The organism is Dickeya oryzae (assembly GCF_009372235.1).
Classification (GTDB): Bacteria; Pseudomonadota; Gammaproteobacteria; order Enterobacterales; family Enterobacteriaceae; genus Dickeya; species Dickeya oryzae.
The window spans coordinates 68,949-87,031 of sequence record NZ_ML762922.1 but is presented as its reverse complement, the minus strand read 5'-3'; the positions used below and the strand labels follow the sequence as shown (position 1 = coordinate 87,031).

15 protein-coding genes are annotated in these 18,083 nt (G+C 53.5%); 9 read left to right on the top strand and 6 right to left on the bottom strand.

Features of this window, described 5'->3' with window-relative positions; all coding sequences use genetic code 11:
* The first annotated feature begins 1 nt into the window (after position 1).
* The 6 genes from lpxB (at position 2) to tilS (ending at position 8,243) form a co-directional block, all read left to right on the top strand.
* Positions 2-1,150 carry a lipid-A-disaccharide synthase gene (gene lpxB, locus FAZ14_RS07775; protein ID WP_153508325.1) on the top strand — a complete coding sequence of 383 codons (1,149 nt, stop codon included), beginning with the start codon at positions 2-4 and terminating at the stop codon, positions 1,148-1,150.
* Positions 1,147-1,743: a ribonuclease HII gene (rnhB, locus tag FAZ14_RS07770; protein ID WP_153508324.1), complete on the top strand. Its 597-nt coding sequence runs from the start codon at positions 1,147-1,149 to the stop codon at positions 1,741-1,743. The genes lpxB and rnhB overlap by 4 nt, the downstream gene beginning before the upstream one ends.
* A 97-nt stretch (positions 1,744-1,840) precedes the next feature.
* Positions 1,841-5,323, top strand: coding sequence for a DNA polymerase III subunit alpha (gene dnaE, locus FAZ14_RS07765; protein WP_016942170.1), 3,483 nt, complete (start codon positions 1,841-1,843; stop codon positions 5,321-5,323).
* A gap of 12 nt (positions 5,324-5,335) precedes the next feature.
* Positions 5,336-6,295 carry an acetyl-CoA carboxylase carboxyl transferase subunit alpha gene (gene accA, locus FAZ14_RS07760; protein WP_038925544.1) on the top strand — a complete coding sequence of 320 codons (960 nt, stop codon included), beginning with the start codon at positions 5,336-5,338 and terminating at the stop codon, positions 6,293-6,295.
* Positions 6,296-6,502: 207 nt separating this feature from the next.
* On the top strand, positions 6,503-6,892 hold the full coding sequence (locus tag FAZ14_RS07755; RefSeq protein ID WP_153508323.1) for a VOC family protein: 390 nt from the start codon (positions 6,503-6,505) through the stop codon (positions 6,890-6,892).
* Positions 6,882-8,243, top strand: coding sequence for a tRNA lysidine(34) synthetase TilS (tilS, locus tag FAZ14_RS07750; RefSeq protein WP_235914499.1), 1,362 nt, complete (start codon positions 6,882-6,884; stop codon positions 8,241-8,243). The genes FAZ14_RS07755 and tilS overlap by 11 nt, the downstream gene beginning before the upstream one ends.
* A gap of 48 nt (positions 8,244-8,291) precedes the next feature.
* Here tilS and rof read toward each other — a convergent pair whose 3' ends face one another.
* Together rof and FAZ14_RS07740 are read right to left on the bottom strand one after the other, a co-directional pair.
* Positions 8,292-8,552: a Rho-binding antiterminator gene (gene rof, locus FAZ14_RS07745; protein WP_012883679.1), complete on the bottom strand. Its 261-nt coding sequence runs from the start codon at positions 8,550-8,552 to the stop codon at positions 8,292-8,294.
* Positions 8,539-8,739: a YaeP family protein gene (locus FAZ14_RS07740; RefSeq protein ID WP_012883680.1), complete on the bottom strand. Its 201-nt coding sequence runs from the start codon at positions 8,737-8,739 to the stop codon at positions 8,539-8,541. Before FAZ14_RS07740 ends, rof begins: the two co-directional genes overlap by 14 nt.
* Before the next feature lie 238 nt (positions 8,740-8,977).
* On the opposite strand from FAZ14_RS07740, the gene FAZ14_RS07735 reads away from it, so the two are divergent.
* Together FAZ14_RS07735 and FAZ14_RS07730 are read left to right on the top strand one after the other, a co-directional pair.
* Positions 8,978-9,526, top strand: coding sequence for a YaeQ family protein (locus FAZ14_RS07735; protein ID WP_016942165.1), 549 nt, complete (start codon positions 8,978-8,980; stop codon positions 9,524-9,526).
* A gap of 45 nt (positions 9,527-9,571) precedes the next feature.
* The gene (locus tag FAZ14_RS07730; RefSeq protein WP_016942164.1) at positions 9,572-10,174 is read left to right on the top strand and encodes a copper resistance protein NlpE N-terminal domain-containing protein; all 603 of its coding nucleotides are present in this window, start codon (positions 9,572-9,574) and stop codon (positions 10,172-10,174) included.
* 91 nt (positions 10,175-10,265) lie between these two features.
* On the opposite strand, the gene mutS is transcribed toward FAZ14_RS07730, so the two are convergent.
* Entirely contained in the window at positions 10,266-12,824 is a 2,559-nt protein-coding gene (gene mutS / locus FAZ14_RS07725) for a DNA mismatch repair protein MutS (protein ID WP_038925541.1), read from the bottom strand.
* Positions 12,825-13,589: 765 nt separating this feature from the next.
* A complete protein-coding gene (locus FAZ14_RS07720) occupies positions 13,590-13,850 on the bottom strand; it encodes a helix-turn-helix domain-containing protein (RefSeq protein ID WP_153508402.1) in 261 nt (86 codons plus the stop codon).
* Between FAZ14_RS07720 and FAZ14_RS20455 the strand changes: the two genes are divergently transcribed.
* Entirely contained in the window at positions 13,850-13,897 is a 48-nt protein-coding gene (locus tag FAZ14_RS20455; RefSeq protein WP_244149397.1) for a hypothetical protein, read from the top strand. The two genes, FAZ14_RS07720 and FAZ14_RS20455, sit on opposite strands and share 1 nt — an antisense overlap.
* A 374-nt stretch (positions 13,898-14,271) precedes the next feature.
* On the opposite strand, the gene FAZ14_RS07710 is transcribed toward FAZ14_RS20455, so the two are convergent.
* Positions 14,272-14,988 (bottom strand): M48 family metallopeptidase, encoded by a 717-nt coding sequence (locus tag FAZ14_RS07710; RefSeq protein WP_153508321.1) that lies wholly within the window; start codon positions 14,986-14,988, stop codon positions 14,272-14,274.
* Positions 14,988-18,083: a type I restriction endonuclease subunit R gene (locus tag FAZ14_RS07705; protein WP_153508320.1), complete on the bottom strand. Its 3,096-nt coding sequence runs from the start codon at positions 18,081-18,083 to the stop codon at positions 14,988-14,990. The genes FAZ14_RS07710 and FAZ14_RS07705 overlap by 1 nt, the downstream gene beginning before the upstream one ends.

The following is an 18,083-nucleotide window of genomic DNA, read 5'->3' as shown; positions in this document are numbered from 1 at the left end:
CATGACACAACGTCCCCTGACTATCGGACTGGTCGCCGGAGAAACCTCCGGCGATATTCTTGGTGCCGGTTTGATTCGTGCGCTAAAAGCACACGTACCTGATGCCCGCTTTGTCGGTGTGGCTGGGCCGCTAATGCAGGCAGAAGGCTGCGAAGCCTGGTATGAGATGGAAGAGCTGGCGGTAATGGGCGTAGTTGAAGTGCTGGAGCGCCTGCCCCGCTTGCTGAAAATCCGTCGTGACCTGACGCAGCGTTTCAGCGAACTGCAACCCGATGTGTTTGTCGGTATCGACGCGCCTGATTTCAATATTACCCTGGAAGGTCGCCTCAAGCGCAATGGTATCAAAACCATCCACTATGTCAGTCCGTCGGTATGGGCATGGCGACAAAAGCGCGTTTTCAAGATAGGTAAAGCGACGCATCTGGTGCTGGCGTTTCTGCCGTTCGAAAAAGCCTTTTATGACCGTTTCAATGTACCTTGCCGTTTTATTGGTCACACCATGGCGGATGCGATGCCCTTGCGTCCGGACAAAGCGGCAGCGCGGCGTACGCTGGGATTGCCGGAGCAAGGGCGTTGTCTGGCGATATTGCCGGGGAGTCGTGGTGCCGAAGTGGATATGCTGAGTGCGGATTTCCTGAAAACGGCGCAGATGCTACGGCAAACCTATCCGGAACTGGAGATTGTGGTACCGCTGGTTAACTCGCGTCGCCGTGAGCAGTTTGAAAAAATCAAAGCTGACGTTGCGCCCGAGATGACAATCCGACTGCTGGATGGGCAGGCGCGTGAAGCGATGATAGCCTGTGATGCCACGTTGCTGGCGTCCGGTACGGCGGCGCTGGAGTGTATGCTGGCGAAGTGCCCGATGGTCGTTGGATACCGCATGAAGCCCTTTACCTATTGGCTGGCGAAACGACTGGTGAAAACACCGTGGGTCTCGCTGCCCAATTTGCTGGCAGGACGCGAACTGGTCAGAGAATTACTGCAGGATGATTGTACGCCTGACAATCTGTCGGCGGCGTTATTGCCCTGGCTTGAAGATGGCGACGCGGCGCAGCACTTGCAGCAGACATTCTTACATTTGCATGAACAGATTCGATGCGACGCTGATAAACAGGCGGCGCAGGCTGTACTGGAGCTGTGGCGGTCATGAGTGAGGTTTTTATTTATCCACCGGCACATTGTATTGCCGGGGTGGATGAAGTTGGGCGTGGCCCGCTGGTTGGCGCCGTGGTAACGGCGGCGGTGATTTTGGACCCGAATCGGCCGATCGTCGGACTGGCAGATTCTAAGACGCTCAGCGAGAAACGTCGTCTGGCGTTATATGACGAGATCCGTGAAAAGGCGTTGGCCTGGAGTCTGGGGCGTGCCGAGCCGGAAGAAATTGACACGCTTAATATCCTGCACGCCACCATGCTGGCGATGCAGCGTGCGGTGGCGGCCTTGCCTGTTACGCCAGATTTTGTGCTGATAGACGGCAACCGTTGTCCGACGTTGCCGATGCCGTCACAGGCGGTGGTCAAAGGTGACAGCCGGGTGGCGGAAATCAGTGCGGCCTCGATTCTGGCTAAAGTGACGCGGGATCGTGAAATGGAAGTGCTGGACCAGCAATTTCCAGAGTATGGCTTTGCGCAGCACAAAGGGTATCCTACGGCATATCATCTTGAAAAGCTGGCGACGTTGGGCGCCACCCTTCATCACAGGCGCAGTTTTGCCCCGGTTAAGCGGGCGCTGGGTCTGGCGTAACGCAACCGTATGTAACATAAGTGCCTGTAACGTAAACGCATAATGTGCCTGAAGATCTGCATCAGGCGGGTTACTGAAAAGATTATGGGATCCGGAAATGGCCGAACCACGTTTTGTCCACCTGCGTGTTCACAGTGACTATTCCATGATCGATGGGTTGGCGAAGACCGGCCCGTTGGTAAAAAAAGCTGCCGCGCTGGGGATGCCCGCGCTGGCAATCACCGACTTTACCAACCTGTGTGGGCTGGTGAAGTTCTATGGTGGCGCGCATAGTGCCGGTATCAAGCCGATCATCGGGGCCGATTTTTATCTGCAGAGCGAAGAGTTAGGTGACGAACTGGCGCATCTCACCGTTCTGGCGATGAATAACGAAGGTTACCAGAACCTGACGTTGCTGATTTCGCGCGCATATCAACGCGGGTATGGCGCTGATGGTCCGACTATCGACCGGGAATGGCTGGTGGAACATCAGGCTGGGATACTGCTGTTGTCCGGTGGGCGTCATGGTGATATCGGCAAGTTTTTGTTGCGTGGTAATCAGGCGCTGGTGGAGCAGTGCGTCGCGTTTTATCAGCAACATTTTCCTCAGCGGTTTTATCTTGAACTGACGCGTACCGGCCGACCGGATGAAGAAAGCTACCTGCATGCGGCAATCAAGCTGGCCACCGCGCATGGCCTGCCGGTTGTTGCGACTAACGATGTCTGTTTTATCAGCCCGGATGACTTTGAGGCGCATGAAATCCGCGTGGCGATTCATGACGGCTTTACACTGGATGACCCCAAGCGCCCCCGTAATTACAGCCCTCAGCAGTACATGCGCAGCGAAGACGAGATGTGCGAGCTGTTTGCCGACATCCCTGAGGCGCTGATTAATACGGTAGAGATCGCCAAACGCTGTAACGTGACTATTCGGCTCGGTGAATATTTCCTGCCGCAATTCCCGACCGGCGACATGTCGACCGAAGACTATCTGGTGATGTGTGCCAAAAAAGGGTTGGAGGAGCGACTGGCGTTCCTGTTCCCGGATGAAGAAGTACGCGCTCAGCGCCGCCCGGAATACGATGAACGTCTGGATATCGAACTCGGCGTTATCAACCAGATGGGGTTCCCCGGCTACTTCCTGATTGTGATGGAGTTTATCCAGTGGTCCAAGGATAACGATGTACCGGTCGGGCCGGGACGAGGCTCCGGTGCAGGCTCGCTGGTGGCGTATGCGCTGAAAATAACCGATCTGGACCCGCTGGAGTTTGACCTGCTGTTCGAACGTTTCCTCAACCCGGAACGTGTGTCGATGCCTGACTTCGACGTCGACTTTTGCATGGAAAAACGCGATCTGGTTATTGATCACGTCGCGGATATGTATGGCCGTGATGCGGTGTCGCAAATCATCACCTTCGGTACCATGGCGGCTAAAGCGGTAATCCGTGATGTGGGTCGGGTGCTGGGGCATCCGTATGGGTTTGTCGACAGAATTTCCAAGCTGGTACCGCCCGACCCAGGGATGACGCTGGAGAAAGCCTTTGCGGCTGAGCCGCAATTAGGTGAGATCTACGAGGCGGATGAGGAAGTCAAAGCGCTGATCGATATGGCGCGCAAACTGGAAGGGGTGACCCGCAACGCCGGTAAACACGCCGGGGGGGTGGTGATTTCGCCGACCAAAATCACCGATTTTGCGCCGCTTTATTGCGATCAGGAAGGCAACCACCCGGTTACCCAGTTTGATAAGAGCGACGTAGAATACGCCGGTCTGGTGAAGTTCGACTTCCTCGGCTTGCGTACGTTGACCATCATTAACTGGGCGCTGGAGATGATCAACGCCCGGCGCGAAAAGCAAGGGCTGGAACCGGTCGATATCGCCGCCATTCCGCTGGACGACAAGAAAAGTTTCGATATGCTGCAGCGTTCGGAAACCACAGCGGTATTCCAGCTTGAATCGCGCGGCATGAAAGACCTGATTAAGCGCCTTAAGCCGGACTGCTTTGAAGACATGATAGCATTGGTGGCGCTGTTTCGTCCGGGGCCGCTACAGTCAGGGATGGTGGATAACTTCATCGACCGTAAACATGGGCGTGAAGAAATATCCTACCCGGATATCCAGTGGCAGCATGAAACGCTGAAACCCGTGCTGGAGCCGACCTATGGTATCATTCTGTATCAGGAACAGGTGATGCAGATTGCCCAGGTACTGGCGGGGTATACCCTCGGTGGTGCGGATATGTTGCGCCGTGCGATGGGTAAGAAAAAGCCCGAAGAAATGGCCAAACAGCGCTCGGTATTCAAAGAGGGTGCTGAGAAGATGGGCGTCGACGGTGAACTGTCGATGAAGATCTTCGACCTGGTGGAGAAGTTCGCCGGTTATGGGTTTAACAAATCGCATTCGGCTGCTTACGCGCTGGTATCGTACCAGACGCTGTGGCTAAAGGCGCACTACCCGGCGGAGTTCATGGCGGCGGTGATGACCGCTGATATGGACAACACCGATAAGATAGTCGGGCTGGTAGATGAATGCTGGCGTATGGGATTGAAGATCCTGCCGCCAGACATCAACAGCGGGTTGTACCATTTCCACGTTAATGATGACGGCGAGATTGTCTATGGCATCGGCGCCATCAAAGGGGTGGGCGAGGGGCCAATCGAAGCGATTATCGATGCGCGCAACAACGGCGGTTATTTCCGCGATTTATTTGATCTGTGCGCTCGTACGGATATTAAGAAACTGAACCGGCGAGTGCTGGAAAAGTTGATCATGTCTGGCGCATTTGACCGCCTGGGGCCCCATCGTGCAGCGCTGATGAATTCGCTGGCAGATGCCATGAAGTCCGCAGAGCAGCATGCGAAGGCGGAGGCCATCGGTCAGGCGGATATGTTCGGCGTACTGGCGGAAACCCCTGAACAGGTGGAACAATCCTACAGTACCGTGCCGCCGTGGCCAGAGCAGGTGGTGCTGGATGGGGAAAGGGAAACGCTGGGGTTATACCTGACCGGCCACCCTATCAACCAGTATCTGAAGGAAATCGAACGCTACGCAGGGGGCGTGCGTTTGAAAGACATGCATCCCACGGAGCGGGGAAAAATGACCACTGCCGTTGGGCTGGTGCTTGCCGCCCGGGTGATGGTGACCAAGCGGGGTAACCGCATTGGGGTCTGCACGCTGGACGATCGTTCCGGTCGTCTGGAAGTCATGTTGTTTACCGACGCGCTGGAAAAATATCAGCATCTGCTGGAACAGGATCGTATTTTGATAGCCAGCGGACAGGTCAGCTTTGATGACTTCAGTGGTGGACTTAAAATGACAGTCAGAGAGTTAATGGATATCAGCGAAGCGCGTGAAAAATATGCGCGCGGGCTTGCTATCTCGCTGACTGACAGGCAAATTGATGACCAGTTGTTAAACCGTCTTCGTCAGTCGTTGGAACCCCATCGATCGGGGACGATTCCGGTGCATCTTTACTACCAGCGTCAGGATGCGCGCGCCCGGCTACGTTTTGGTGCCGCATGGCGTGTGACGCCTACCGACGTGTTGCTGAATGATTTACGCACCCTGGTTGGTAATGAACAGGTTGAGCTGGAATTTGACTAAAATAGGAATACTATGAGTCTGAATTTTCTTGATTTTGAGCAGCCGATTGCAGAGTTGGAAGCGAAGATTGATTCCCTGACCGCAGTCAGTCGCCAAGATGAAAAATTGGATATTAACCTGGACGAGGAAATAAAGCGTCTGCGTGAAAAGAGCGTGGAACTGACGCGTAAAATCTTCGCCGATCTGGGTTCCTGGCAGATTGCCCAACTGGCTCGCCATCCGCAGCGTCCTTATACTCTGGACTATGTTAAGCATATTTTCTCCGACTTTGATGAGTTGGCAGGTGATCGCGCTTATGCCGATGACAAAGCGATCGTCGGTGGGATTGCCCGTCTCGACGATCGACCGGTGATGATTATTGGTCACCAGAAAGGTCGTGAAACCAAAGAAAAAATTCGCCGCAATTTCGGGATGCCGGCTCCGGAAGGCTACCGTAAAGCACTGCGTCTGATGGAGATGGCCGAGCGCTTCAAAATGCCGATCATCACCTTTATCGACACCCCAGGGGCCTACCCGGGGGTGGGCGCGGAAGAGCGTGGTCAGTCTGAAGCGATTGCCCGTAACCTGCGTGAGATGTCCTGTCTGCGTGTACCGATTGTGTGTACCGTTATCGGGGAAGGCGGTTCTGGCGGTGCGCTGGCTATCGGTGTTGGCGATAAAGTGAACATGCTGCAATACAGCACCTATTCGGTGATTTCGCCGGAAGGTTGTGCCTCGATTCTGTGGAAGAGTGCGGATAAAGCGCCGCTGGCGGCAGAAGCCATGGGCATTACCGCTCCGCGCCTGAAAGAGCTGAAACTGATTGATTCCGTTATCCCTGAACCGCTGGGCTCTGCTCATCGCGATGTAGCAGCGATGGCGGCATCACTGAAATCTCAGTTGCTGTCCGACTTAAAAGAACTGGATACACTGAGCGAACAGGAACTGTTGAACCGTCGTTACCAGCGTTTGATGAACTACGGCTACTGCTGATTTCGCTCACACGACGCCATAAAAGTCCGCGATTGGGAACGATCGCGGACTTTTTGTTATGCTGGTAACGGTCTTAGACGATGTCATGATGTCTATGGCGGTGATTGCCGGGATGGTCTTATCAGCCCCTTTCTCCTTAAGTTCATTTATTATTCATGGCATCGTATCGATAAGCGTGGTGGTACGCCTTTTCGGAGAACCAACCTTATGCTGACACTGCTGGATATTCACCATATCGCGATTATTGCCTCAGATTATGAGCGCAGTAAGCGTTTTTATTGCGACGTGCTCGGTTTTACGCTGCAACAGGAGGTTTACCGAGCCGCCCGTGATTCCTGGAAAGGGGATCTGGCGCTCAATGACCGCTATTTGATCGAACTGTTTTCATTTCCCTCGCCGCCAGCACGCGTCAGCCGACCGGAAGCCTGCGGATTGCGCCATCTGGCGTTTGCGGTTGAGGATATCGAACAAGCGGTAATTGCGTTGCACGCGGCAGGCGTAGACTGTGAACCGGTACGGACGGACGAGTATACCGGGCGTCGGTTTACGTTTTTTGCTGATCCAGATGGGTTACCGCTCGAATTGTATGAACGCTGAGACCGATATTACCTCCACGCTGTTAGCAGCCGTTGGCGAACAGCTCACTACCGGTGGGCGTTATCTGGTGGCTTATAGCGGTGGTCTGGATTCTACCGTGTTGCTACATGTGATGACGCGTTTGCGTTTGCCTCACGCGCTGTCGCTACGAGCGGTGTATGTGCATCACGGTTTGAGTGTGAATGCTGATGCGTGGGCCGAGCATTGTCGTACCCAGTGTATTAACTGGCTGGTGCCATTTGATGTGCTGGCAGTGAAGGTGGATGCCCGAGACGGTGGCATTGAAGCGGCGGCCCGAACGGCGCGTTATCAGGTTTTACGTCAACAGCTGTGTGAGGGAGAAACACTGTTGACCGCTCAGCATCAGGATGATCAGAGCGAGACCTTTCTGCTGGCGCTTAAACGCGGCAGTGGCCCGGCGGGATTAGCGTCGATGGCGGCGAGCGCCACCCTGAACGGTGTGTCGTTGTTGCGACCGCTGTTGGGTATTAGCCGTGAGCAACTGGAGCGTTATGCCCGGTCGCAGCAGTTGGTTTGGGTTGAAGACGACAGTAATGCCGATGAGCGTTACGACCGTAACTTCCTGCGTCGGCAAGTGCTGCCGGTGCTCAGGCAGCGCTGGCCCCATTTCCCCTCTGCCGTGGCGCGCAGTGCGGCACTCTGTGCCGAGCAGGAGCAACTGTTGGATGAATTGCTGGCGGAGTCGCTGGCAACGTTGCGTAATGCTGATGGCGCATTAAGTGTCGATGCGCTGATCCCCATGAGCGCGACCCGGCGATTTGCGCTGCTGCGTCGCTGGCTGTCTGAGCAGGGGGCGCGTATGCCGTCCCGCGAGCAATTGATGCGATTATGGCATGAGGTGGCACTCAGCCGTGATGATGCCAACCCGCAGTTACAACTTGGCTCATGGCAGGTCAGACGATTCCGTCGTTATCTTTATTGGCTGCCGATGATGCAGCCGGTAACCGATTGTGTGTTGCCGTGGCAACCGACCATCGCGCCGTTATCTCTACCGGATTGTCTCGGGCAACTGACGCTCTCGACATCAGGGACCCGGGTGCGGCAGCCGCGTCGCGATGAAAGCGTGACGGTACGCTTTGGTTTTCAAGGCTATGTACAGATAGTCGGACGTGAGCACGGCCGCCCGATAAAGAAGTTGTGGCAGGAGCTGGGGGTGCCGCCGTGGTTGCGCGATCGTACACCGTTGATATTTTACAATGAGCAGTTGATTGCCGCGGTGGGGCGGTTCGTGACGCGTGACGGGCAGGCAATGCCGGATGATGGCATGTCGTTTATCGATGGCGAATGCTTTATCGATGGAGAATGGTTTATCGACTGGTGCAAAGCGTAATGAAAACGGACAACCTAAGGTTGTCCGTTCGTGTTGCGAGGAAGGGGGTCAGGGTTCACTGACGACAACTTTTCCAATCTCTGGGTGACTGAAGCTGAGGATATGGTCGAGACGGAGTTCGCGTTGTTGGCCCGCGTCGTCAATCACCAGATATTCGATGTTCTTTCGAGAGATCATATCGCTGGCTTTACCCACCACGACTTCGCCGTTACGCAGTTCTACCGTTAACGTCAAATGCTGCTGGCAGGTGGCTTCCAGGTTATCGTAGTCATCACAATTAATGGGTTGATATTCATTACTCATTGACATAATCGCTCACCAATAAGTTAGCGGCGGCATAGGCCGCCTGTTCCCTGACAGAGGATGGTAACTCGCTGTTTGTCGCGATGCCATCCAGGGTTTTCAACACACAACCCAGCGCGTCGGGTATATACCCCAGATCACCACTGGCGATCTCCGCGTACAGACGGCGTACTAATTCACTGTATTGTTGCACAATATCCTCCCTTAGAGCTTAACCCGGTAGAGATTCATGCACCCTTCGTTGTTATCGCGACGGCAATGTAATTCTACGAAGATAAACTCTCCTCTTCTTTCCGACTATAGCATAGGCCCCGGCAGGTTATCAGCATAATGCAACAGCATATTCTGCCGTTACCACCGGTTTAACGCGCGTGACTGTGATGTCGGTCGCCGCTGGGGTAGACTACCGGTTCTGTGACAAGGGGTAGAGAATGGCCTTAAAAGCAACGGTTTATAAAGCCAGTGTTAACATCGCCGATATGGATCGCGCGTTTTTCCAGGATGTCAGCCTGACGCTGGCTCAGCACCCTTCGGAAACCGACCAACGCATGATGCTGCGACTATTGGCATGGATTTGTCATGCTGATGAGCAACTGCGTTTTACCAAGGGATTGTGTGCGGATGACGAACCAGAAATCTGGCGACACAGCGACGACGGTCGAGTGCTGTTATGGGTGGAACTGGGGCTGCCAGACGAGAAGCGTCTGAAGAAAGCCTGCAGTCTGTCACCGGATGTGGTGCTCTATGCTTACGGTGAGCGTGCCGCCCGGGTGTGGTGGCAAAGCATGGCTGATAAAGCGCGAGCCCTGACTAACCTGACGGTACGTTTTTTGGATGATCAGCAACTGGCGAGCCTGGCAGCGTTAGCCAGACGCACCATGACGTTACAAGCGACGTTACAGGAGGGAACTATCTGGCTGTCCGACGATCAGAATAATCTGGAATTGTCGTTCAGTGACTGGCAAATTGCACAGGGTTAGGGATGATCTGACGGCATGCCAGCACAACACAGCAGGAGAATAAGGATGAAAAAACTGGCGACAGGGGTGATGCTTGTTGTTCTATTATCGGGGCTGATGGGATGCCATTCCCGTTCTCAGGTTCAGGATGAGCCGTTACGCCCGATGGCGCAGTATTATCGCGGTAAGCTGCCTTGCGGTACCTGCGGCGATGTGGATACCTCGCTTTTTTTAAGTGCGGATGGCAGTTTTGTTATGCAGGAGAGCTATCCGTCGAGGGCTGATGGCAAGGCTACGGTTGCAGAGTCCGGTCGCTGGAGCCGCACTGCCGAGCGCCTGGTGTTGACCGATAGTCATGGTGAGAAGCGTTATTTCCGCCCGTCGAACAACGATCTGGAAGCGCTGGGTGATGATGGTCATCCGCTGGCGGCCGCTTCACGTTACCGGCTTCTGGCGGTAGATAAGCAAGAGGCACCGGCGGCACCTGATTGTATTAGCTGGCTTTTGAGTGTTGACATGGGGACGGGGACTAGCGTGGCTGAGCGTCATATCACCAAACAACCGGGTGGGTATGTGTTCTCGGTGACAACCACGCAAGGGTTGGCAGCCATCCGTGTGAGCTATTACTCCCATTCCCGCGTGATCGCTTATCCTGCCTCGTCGTCTTGATCTCGTCGTTGTAAATCACGACGTGAGCAGGTCAAATCGACCGGTGTGAGCGGAGAACCTGAGTCGCGCTGTTCCCCGCTCGGTGTGTTCCCTACAGCATGCCTTTTAATTTATACAGCCAGTCCAGCGCCTGACGCGGTGTCAGCGCATCAGGGTCGATAGACTCCAGCGCTTCCAGCGCCGGTGACGGCTCAACGGGTGCGAGTAGCGCCAGTTGCGAGCCATCGACATGGCTGGCGGAGGCATGACCAGCCAGTGACTCCAGTTCTTTCAGTTTTTGTCTGGCCCGTTTGATGACCTCTTTGGGTACGCCAGCCAACGCGGCAACCGCCAGTCCGTAACTCTTGCTGGCCGCTCCTTCCTGCACACTGTGCATGAACGCTATCGTGTCGCCATGTTCCAGTGCGTCAAGATGGATATTGATCACCCCTTCCATTTTCTCCGGCAGGTTGGTCAGCTCGAAGTAGTGGGTGGCGAACAGTGTCATGGCTTTGATGTTGTTTGCCAGCGCTTCGGCACAGGCCCAGGCTAGCGACAAACCATCATAGGTGGAGGTGCCGCGCCCGATTTCATCCATCAGTACCAGGCTGTGTTCGGTGGCGTTATGCAGAATATTGGCGGTTTCCGTCATTTCCACCATAAAGGTAGAACGGCCAGACGCGAGGTCATCGGCGGCACCGACGCGGGTAAATATACGGTCAACCGGGCCAATGACGGCCTGTTCGGCCGGGACGTAACTGCCAATGTGTGCCAGTAAGACAATTAACGCTGCCTGGCGCATGTAGGTGCTTTTCCCGCCCATATTGGGGCCGGTGATGATGAGCAATCGGCGCTGGGGAGACAGTGACAAGGGGTTGGCAATAAACGGTTCACTCAGTACCTGTTCGACGACGGGGTGACGGCCACCGCTGATCTTGACCCCCGGTTTGTCACTCAGGGTCGGGCAGACGTAATGCAGCGTATCGGCGCGCTCGGCCAGATTGCTCAGTACATCCAGTTCCGCCAGTGCCGCCGCACTTTGCTGGAGTTCCGCCAGATGTGGCAATAACAGGTCGAACAGCTCGTCATACAGCGCTTTTTCCAGCGCCAGCGCCTTGCCTTTTGAGGTCAGTACCTTATCTTCGTATTCTTTCAACTCGGGAATGATGTAACGCTCGGCGTTTTTGAGCGTCTGACGGCGGACATAGTTCATCGGCACCAGGTGGCTTTGCCCACGACTGACCTGAATGTAGTAACCGTGTACACCGTTAAAACCGACTTTCAGCGTATCGATACCGAGCCGCTCACGCTCGCGGATCTCCAGTTTATCCAGATAATCGCTGGCACCGTCAGCCAGCATGCGCCATTCATCCAGCTCGTCGTTGTAGCCGCTGGCAATCACCCCACCATCACGCACTAACACCGGCGGCGCTTCTACCACAGCGCGTTCCAGCAGGTCGCGCAGTTCATCGAAATGTCCGATAGAGGCACGTAACTGCTGTACGGCTTCGGCGTTGACGGTTTCCAGCAGGGCATGGATATCCGGTAGCTGCTGAAACGCGTGGCGCATTCTGGCTAAATCACGCGGGCGTGCGGAGCGTAACGCCAGACGCGCCAAAATACGCTCCAGGTCGCCAACCTGTCGCAGAAACGGTTGCAGTTCGGCGGCAGTATCCTGCAGTGCGCCGATAGCTTGTTGACGTTGCAGCAATGCCTGAGTATCGCGAATAGGGGCATGCAACCAACGCTTAAGCATACGGCTGCCCATCGCGGTTACGGTTCTATCGAGCACAGAAGCCAGCGTGTTGTCGACCCCACCAGACAGGTTCTGCGTCAATTCCAGATTACGGCGGGTTGCCGCATCCATAATAATGCCGTCCTGCTGGCGCTCCATGGTGATGCCACGGATATGCGGCAGCGATGTGCGCTGGGTATCTTTGGCGTACTGCAGCAAGCAACCTGCGGCACGCAGGCCCAGCCGCGCTTGCTCTACGCCAAAACCGGTCAGGTCACGGGTGCCAAATTGCAGGTTTAGCTGCTGGCGAGCGGTATCAAGCTCGAATTCCCATAACGGACGGCGACGCAACCCGTGGCGGTGTTCAATCAGGGACATCGCGTCGAACGTTTCCGGATAGAGCAGTTCTGCCGGGTTGGTGCGCTGCAACTCAGCCGCCATGGTTTCCTTATCAGCCGGCTCTACCAGACGGAAACGACCGGAGCTGATATCCAGCGTGGCGTAACCAAACCCCTGGCTTTCCTGCCAGATGGCGGCAAGCAGGTTATCTTGTTTTTCCTGTAACAGTGCTTCGTCACTGATGGTGCCGGGGGTAACGATGCGAACCACTTTACGTTCTACCGGCCCTTTGCTGGTCGCCGGGTCGCCAATTTGTTCGCAAATCGCCACGGATTCGCCTAACTGCACCAGCCTTGCCAGATAGTTTTCTACCGCGTGATGAGGGACACCGGCCATTGGAATCGGCTCACCCGCTGACGCGCCACGTTTGGTGAGCGAGATATCCAGCAATTGCGACGCGCGTCTGGCATCGTCATAAAACAGCTCATAGAAGTCCCCCATACGGTAAAACAGCAAAATATCGGGATGCTGAGCTTTCAACTTCAGATACTGCTGCATCATGGGGGTGTGGGCGTCTAAACTCTCTGGTGTACTCATCGCGTTGTGATGTCCATCTTCTTAAATTTTAATGCGTTAATGATACCGGCGATGCTCATTAGCGCGCATGAAATCCTGTGTTGTACTGCTGGCCGGTTTGGTTATCACCCGGTGATTGGGCACATAGCCGACCCGCATGGCTTTCATTCGTATGCAGGCTGCATGATAACGGAGTCTTCAAGGCAGGAAAACAAGAGGGGACGCCGCATTCTTCGAGCGCGCTCGAAACAATGAAATCTGGCGATAGCGATAAAGCTGATGTCGGCGAAAACAGAGGTCTGCGCGTGTCATGTAGGAAAACTGGCGTTAAGTTCCTTTTCTATCGTTACACTAGCCTTGTCACTGGCAAGCTGGTTCAAGTTAAAATCGGTAACTTCCCCCAAGCTAGTCTTGCAATCGCTCATACTCGTTGCACGAAGTAAAGTTACTGCGTCAGGAAGGACGATGCCCTGCCACTGAAGTGTAAGTATCCCACCAAAACGGCCTATTCACATTTAGAGATCTTCCGACATACTGATTATGTCCCCTGAAGATATTCCTTACTGGCGGCATATAACGCGCTTTACGTCTTTTTTATGTCGTTCACCCGGACATCTCAATGGTGGGTTGGGCAGAGGCGTTACAAAACGCGCCAGTGTCCAGTAAGGTCGGTAAAACCAACTCCGTCCGGTTCCACCACTAATAAGATTGGTCTCTTAGGTAGTAGTTAAAAAAATCATTTGCCATATTATTAGTTTAATTTTCAAAATTATTATATGGATTGAGTTATTTTTTCCATTTAACCATTTCACCATTATGTAATTTTAAAATTACTTCAGCAAAATCATCATCAACCGTATAAAAATAACACTCCGGCACATTAAGCACCTTAGCAAACGCGCACATCATTTCAAACGTTGGGCGATGTATTCCGCTTTCATACTGGGATATGCGTGATCGCGCAGTAGCTTCTTCAACACCCGCCAGTACGCCTAGTTTTTCCTGAGTGAGATTGGCTCGTAGGCGAGAGATTAATTGCTGGTGCATTGGGAAAGCAGCCGGAGGATATCTGGCCGTTACGCTTCAGGATATGAGCCAAAATCATGGGGAATGGGAGGCACAATTGTTCCTTCGTAGAGAATCGAACCCTGTTTCCCAAAAGCAAAAAACCAGCCTGTAGGCTGGTTTTTCTGAATAAGTGGTGCCGGACTCGGGATCGTACTCACGATTAACTTACTGTTAATTATATATTTTTTTTATGTTTATCGCAAACAGAGCCCCCATGAAAGCCCCCATAAAAAATCGCTTTGTTTTTGTGATGGTTGTCATGAAAAATTGCCTGCACGATGCTGTGCCCTTTTTCATATCAGTAAGTTTAAAACATCTTCTCAACGTCGCGCCAAAATAGATAAAATCACCAATAGATAAGCTTAAACAACAACGAACACTTGAACTCAACAAGAACCCGTCAATATTCCCATTCTTCAAACGCCAGCGGCATCTTATTTAACAAATCACGCCGCTCACGCCAGTTGGGTATAAACTGATCCATATGCCCCCGGAAGCGTTCATTATGGTGACGTTCCAGAAGATGAACCAGCTCATGCACCAGTATGTACTCCAGACACTCCGGCGGCTTCTTAACCAGTTCCAGATTGAACCAGATTCGTTTTGTTGTGGTATTGCAGGTTCCCCAAAAGGTTTTCATCTTTTTGATGCCCCAGAATGTTGGGGGAACGCCCGTTTTCTCCTGCCAGTAGGGGAGTAATCTGGCAACTTGTCGCTTCAGTTCATGCCGATAAAATTCTGTTAATGCCAGAACCCTATTTTCATTGCTGGTTCCCGGCTGGACATAAAGCTGGAGTTTATTATTCCCCACGACTTTCACTTCATGGCGACCCTGGCGTTCAATCACAAACAGGCGATATTTACGGCCCCAAAGATAGTGACATTCACCACTGACCATCTCCCGTTCTGACTGGCGGGGTTGTCTGGCGAAATCTTGCTGTTGTTTTCTGATCCAGCGAAAGCGGGAAGCCACTGCCATCCGAATCGCGGTTTCCGTCATATGCTCCGGGGCCGAAACACGCACTTTGCCATCGGGCGGCAGGACGCTGATATGCAGGTTCTTAATCGCTTTTCGATTGACTTGCAAACACAGCGTGCCTATCTGTATGACGGGCATCAATGATACTCCTTCTGCTGGCGCGCAAGGTCTATAACCTTATCAATATCGACATCATAACTGGCGGTTTCTTCACGCAATGCTTTGCGGATTTCTCGTTCCTTGAAACGGTCACCGATCCAGTCCGCTTTTTTGGTATAACGGATAACGGTATCAATACGCTGCGCCAGCGTCTCATCATGGCCTAAGTTGTCATAGAACGCGCGTTTAGCTTGTGTATCCATTGAGGCTGGATAGGATGTGCTGGCGGTTTGCTCCGGGTGAATGACTTGTTCACTCAAATCACGGATACGCTCCAGATACTGTTGATAATCCAGTGCATTCTGGCGGCGCAGCGTAATCAGTTCGTCCAGTAACAGCGACATGCGCCCGTAATATTTCGGGTTAACCGGATTTTCATCCACGATGGTTTTACGCACGTTATTTTCGATGGTTTCCGCCATGGCATCCTGATTATTACGAAGATCGTCCGGCAGGTCGGAGAGCGCCGCTGCGCCTCTCTCGACAATCAGTTCGATCAGGCTTAACTCTTCGAAATCCATCAGCACTTCACTGTCATCGGCACGAACGTACATATCCAGCAAGTGACGCATGGCAGGTTCAAAGCACTTCATATCCAGCAGATCGCCGCTGGTCAGTTTAATTTCATAGCGCAGTTTCTCGAACTCAGCGACGTCGGCGCGAATGCTGTTTGCCTCTTCGGTGGTGTAACCCGCTTGCGGCATTTCATTCGCCAGGTTGGCATAAGCGCGCAGCAGACGGGCGACATTCTGATAAAACGACAGACGCAGCGCTTCTTTTTCGCTTAACTCCGTCTGGTTTTCCCCCGACTGGCCGCAGAAGTAGTGCTGATAATCTTGCAAGCTGCGTGGCGCTTTCACGGGTTCGCACAAACTACGCACCACTTCCAGAGCACTGTCGAGATCCAGCCGCGCCTGCGCCAGCCGGTTTTTCAGCAGGCCATCCACATCTTCCGGATCATAATCGTCGAATGCGCCCGTGGTGTAATCGGTTATCGCTTTATCGAGTGAACGGAACAAGTCTTTATAATCAATAATATAACCGTACTCTTTGTCTTCGCCGTCTAGCCGGTTCACCCGGCAAATCGCCTGGAATAGTGTGTGGTCAGTCATCGCTTTATCGATATAGAGATAAGTTGCAGACGGCGCATCAAAGCCGGTTAGTAGCTTATCCACCACGATGAGCAGACGCATTTGCCCCGGTTCATCAATAAAGCGCTGTTTAACTTCCCGCTCGAACTCGGCGATTCGCCCGGCGACTTTCTCTTCGCTTTGTTCAAAGTAGTCAGCCAGCATTTTGCGATAGGTCGAAAATTTAAACAGTTTTTCGGTCAAGCCTGCACCGGTTTCCTCACCTTTGACACTGGCGGCATCCGGGCGGAAGCTGGTCACAATCGCCACTTTCCCCGCCAGATCGGTCTGGCTGAACATCTCGAAAACCTTACAAGCCTGATACACACTGCTGCATACCAGCATCGCGTTGCCGTGCCCGTCCATCAGGCGTGGCCGGGTGTCCATATCCAGCAGAATATCGTTCACGATCTTCTCCAGCCGTGACTTGCTGGAGAGCAATTTCTGCATTGAACCCCATTTCTGTTTTAGCTGGGTTTTCGCTAAATTCGACAGGCCGCGCGTTTTCGCTTCGAACCAGTCATCGACCTTTTTCCCAGACGTCAGGTTCTGATCAATGTCGCGGGCCTCATAGCGCAGATCCAGCACGACGCCATCCGCAACCGCTTCATCAAACTTATAGGTGTGGATATAAGGGCCGAAAACCTCCACCGACTTTTTCTTATCTTTCTTCATCAGCGGTGTGCCGGTAAAACCGATAAACAAGGCTTCCGGCAGAATGGCCGTCATGGCGTTATGCAGTTTGCCGGACTGCGTGCGGTGGCACTCATCGACGAACACGAACAGATCGCCTTTGGCACGGAATGTTTTTGTCAGGGATTGCTGTAATTCGGTGATAAATGCGTCGGTTGCCGCACTGTCTTCCGCTTCGCTGCGACGACCGAATTTATGCACCAGCGAGCAGATGAGCCAAGGATTAGGATGATTGAGCGTTGCAATAAGATCGTTACCGCTTGAGGTACGATAAATGTCTTCATCGACCCCCATAAACACGTTTTCGATCTGCTCGTCCAGTTCGGTGCGGTCAGTCACAATCAGCACGCGGGCACTCGGTACGTTTTCGCGGATCCATTTCGCCAGCCAGACCATCGTCAGGCTCTTACCCGATCCTTGCGTGTGCCAGATGATCCCGCCTTCACGGCGGGCAATATGCTGTTTAGCGGCCTCGACGCCGAAGAACTGATTATGACGACAGAGTTTTTTCACCCCGGAGTCAAAGGCAATGTAATTATGGATAATATCCAGAAGCCTTGACTTGCTGCAAAGGCAACTTAAGTGAAAGTCGAGTCGATGCGTATCGCTGCTGGGATGGTCTTCTTTCCACTCCAGATAATATTTTTCCGGTGTTTCCGTAGTGCCGTAGCGCAGCCCCTGCGTATCGTTACCCGCCATGACAAGCTGCATAGTGGTGAAAAAGTGGCGGATAAAGGTTTTCTTTTGATTGTCGAGGTTTTGCCGGATGCCTTCGCCGACGTTGACTGATGATCGTTTAAGCTCAATCACCCCCAGCGCGATACCGTTAACGTACAGCACCAGATCCGGGCGCTTGGTATATTCGCCTTTCACCGTCACTTCATCGGCGATAGCAAACTCATTGGCCTCGGGGTGCGCCCAGTCAATCAACCACACGGTTTGATGCTGCTCGCCAGCGCCTTCTTTTTCCTTCACGCCATAACGCAGCAGGCGGTAGACCTCTTTATTGGCCTGATAGAGCTTCTTACCGTCACCCAGTGCAGCGGCATAGTCCAGTTGACGCAGTGCACGGGTGATAAGGGCATCACTAACGCTACGCCGTTTCAGCCATGCGCGCAGTATTTGTGCATCGATATTGCTGTCCCCGGCATATCCGTCACGTCGGCTCAGATAGCGGTATCCTAAATCCTGAACAAAAAACTGAATCAAACGCTGCTGTGTGGCGCGTTCGCGCTGGCCAATGGTACTCAA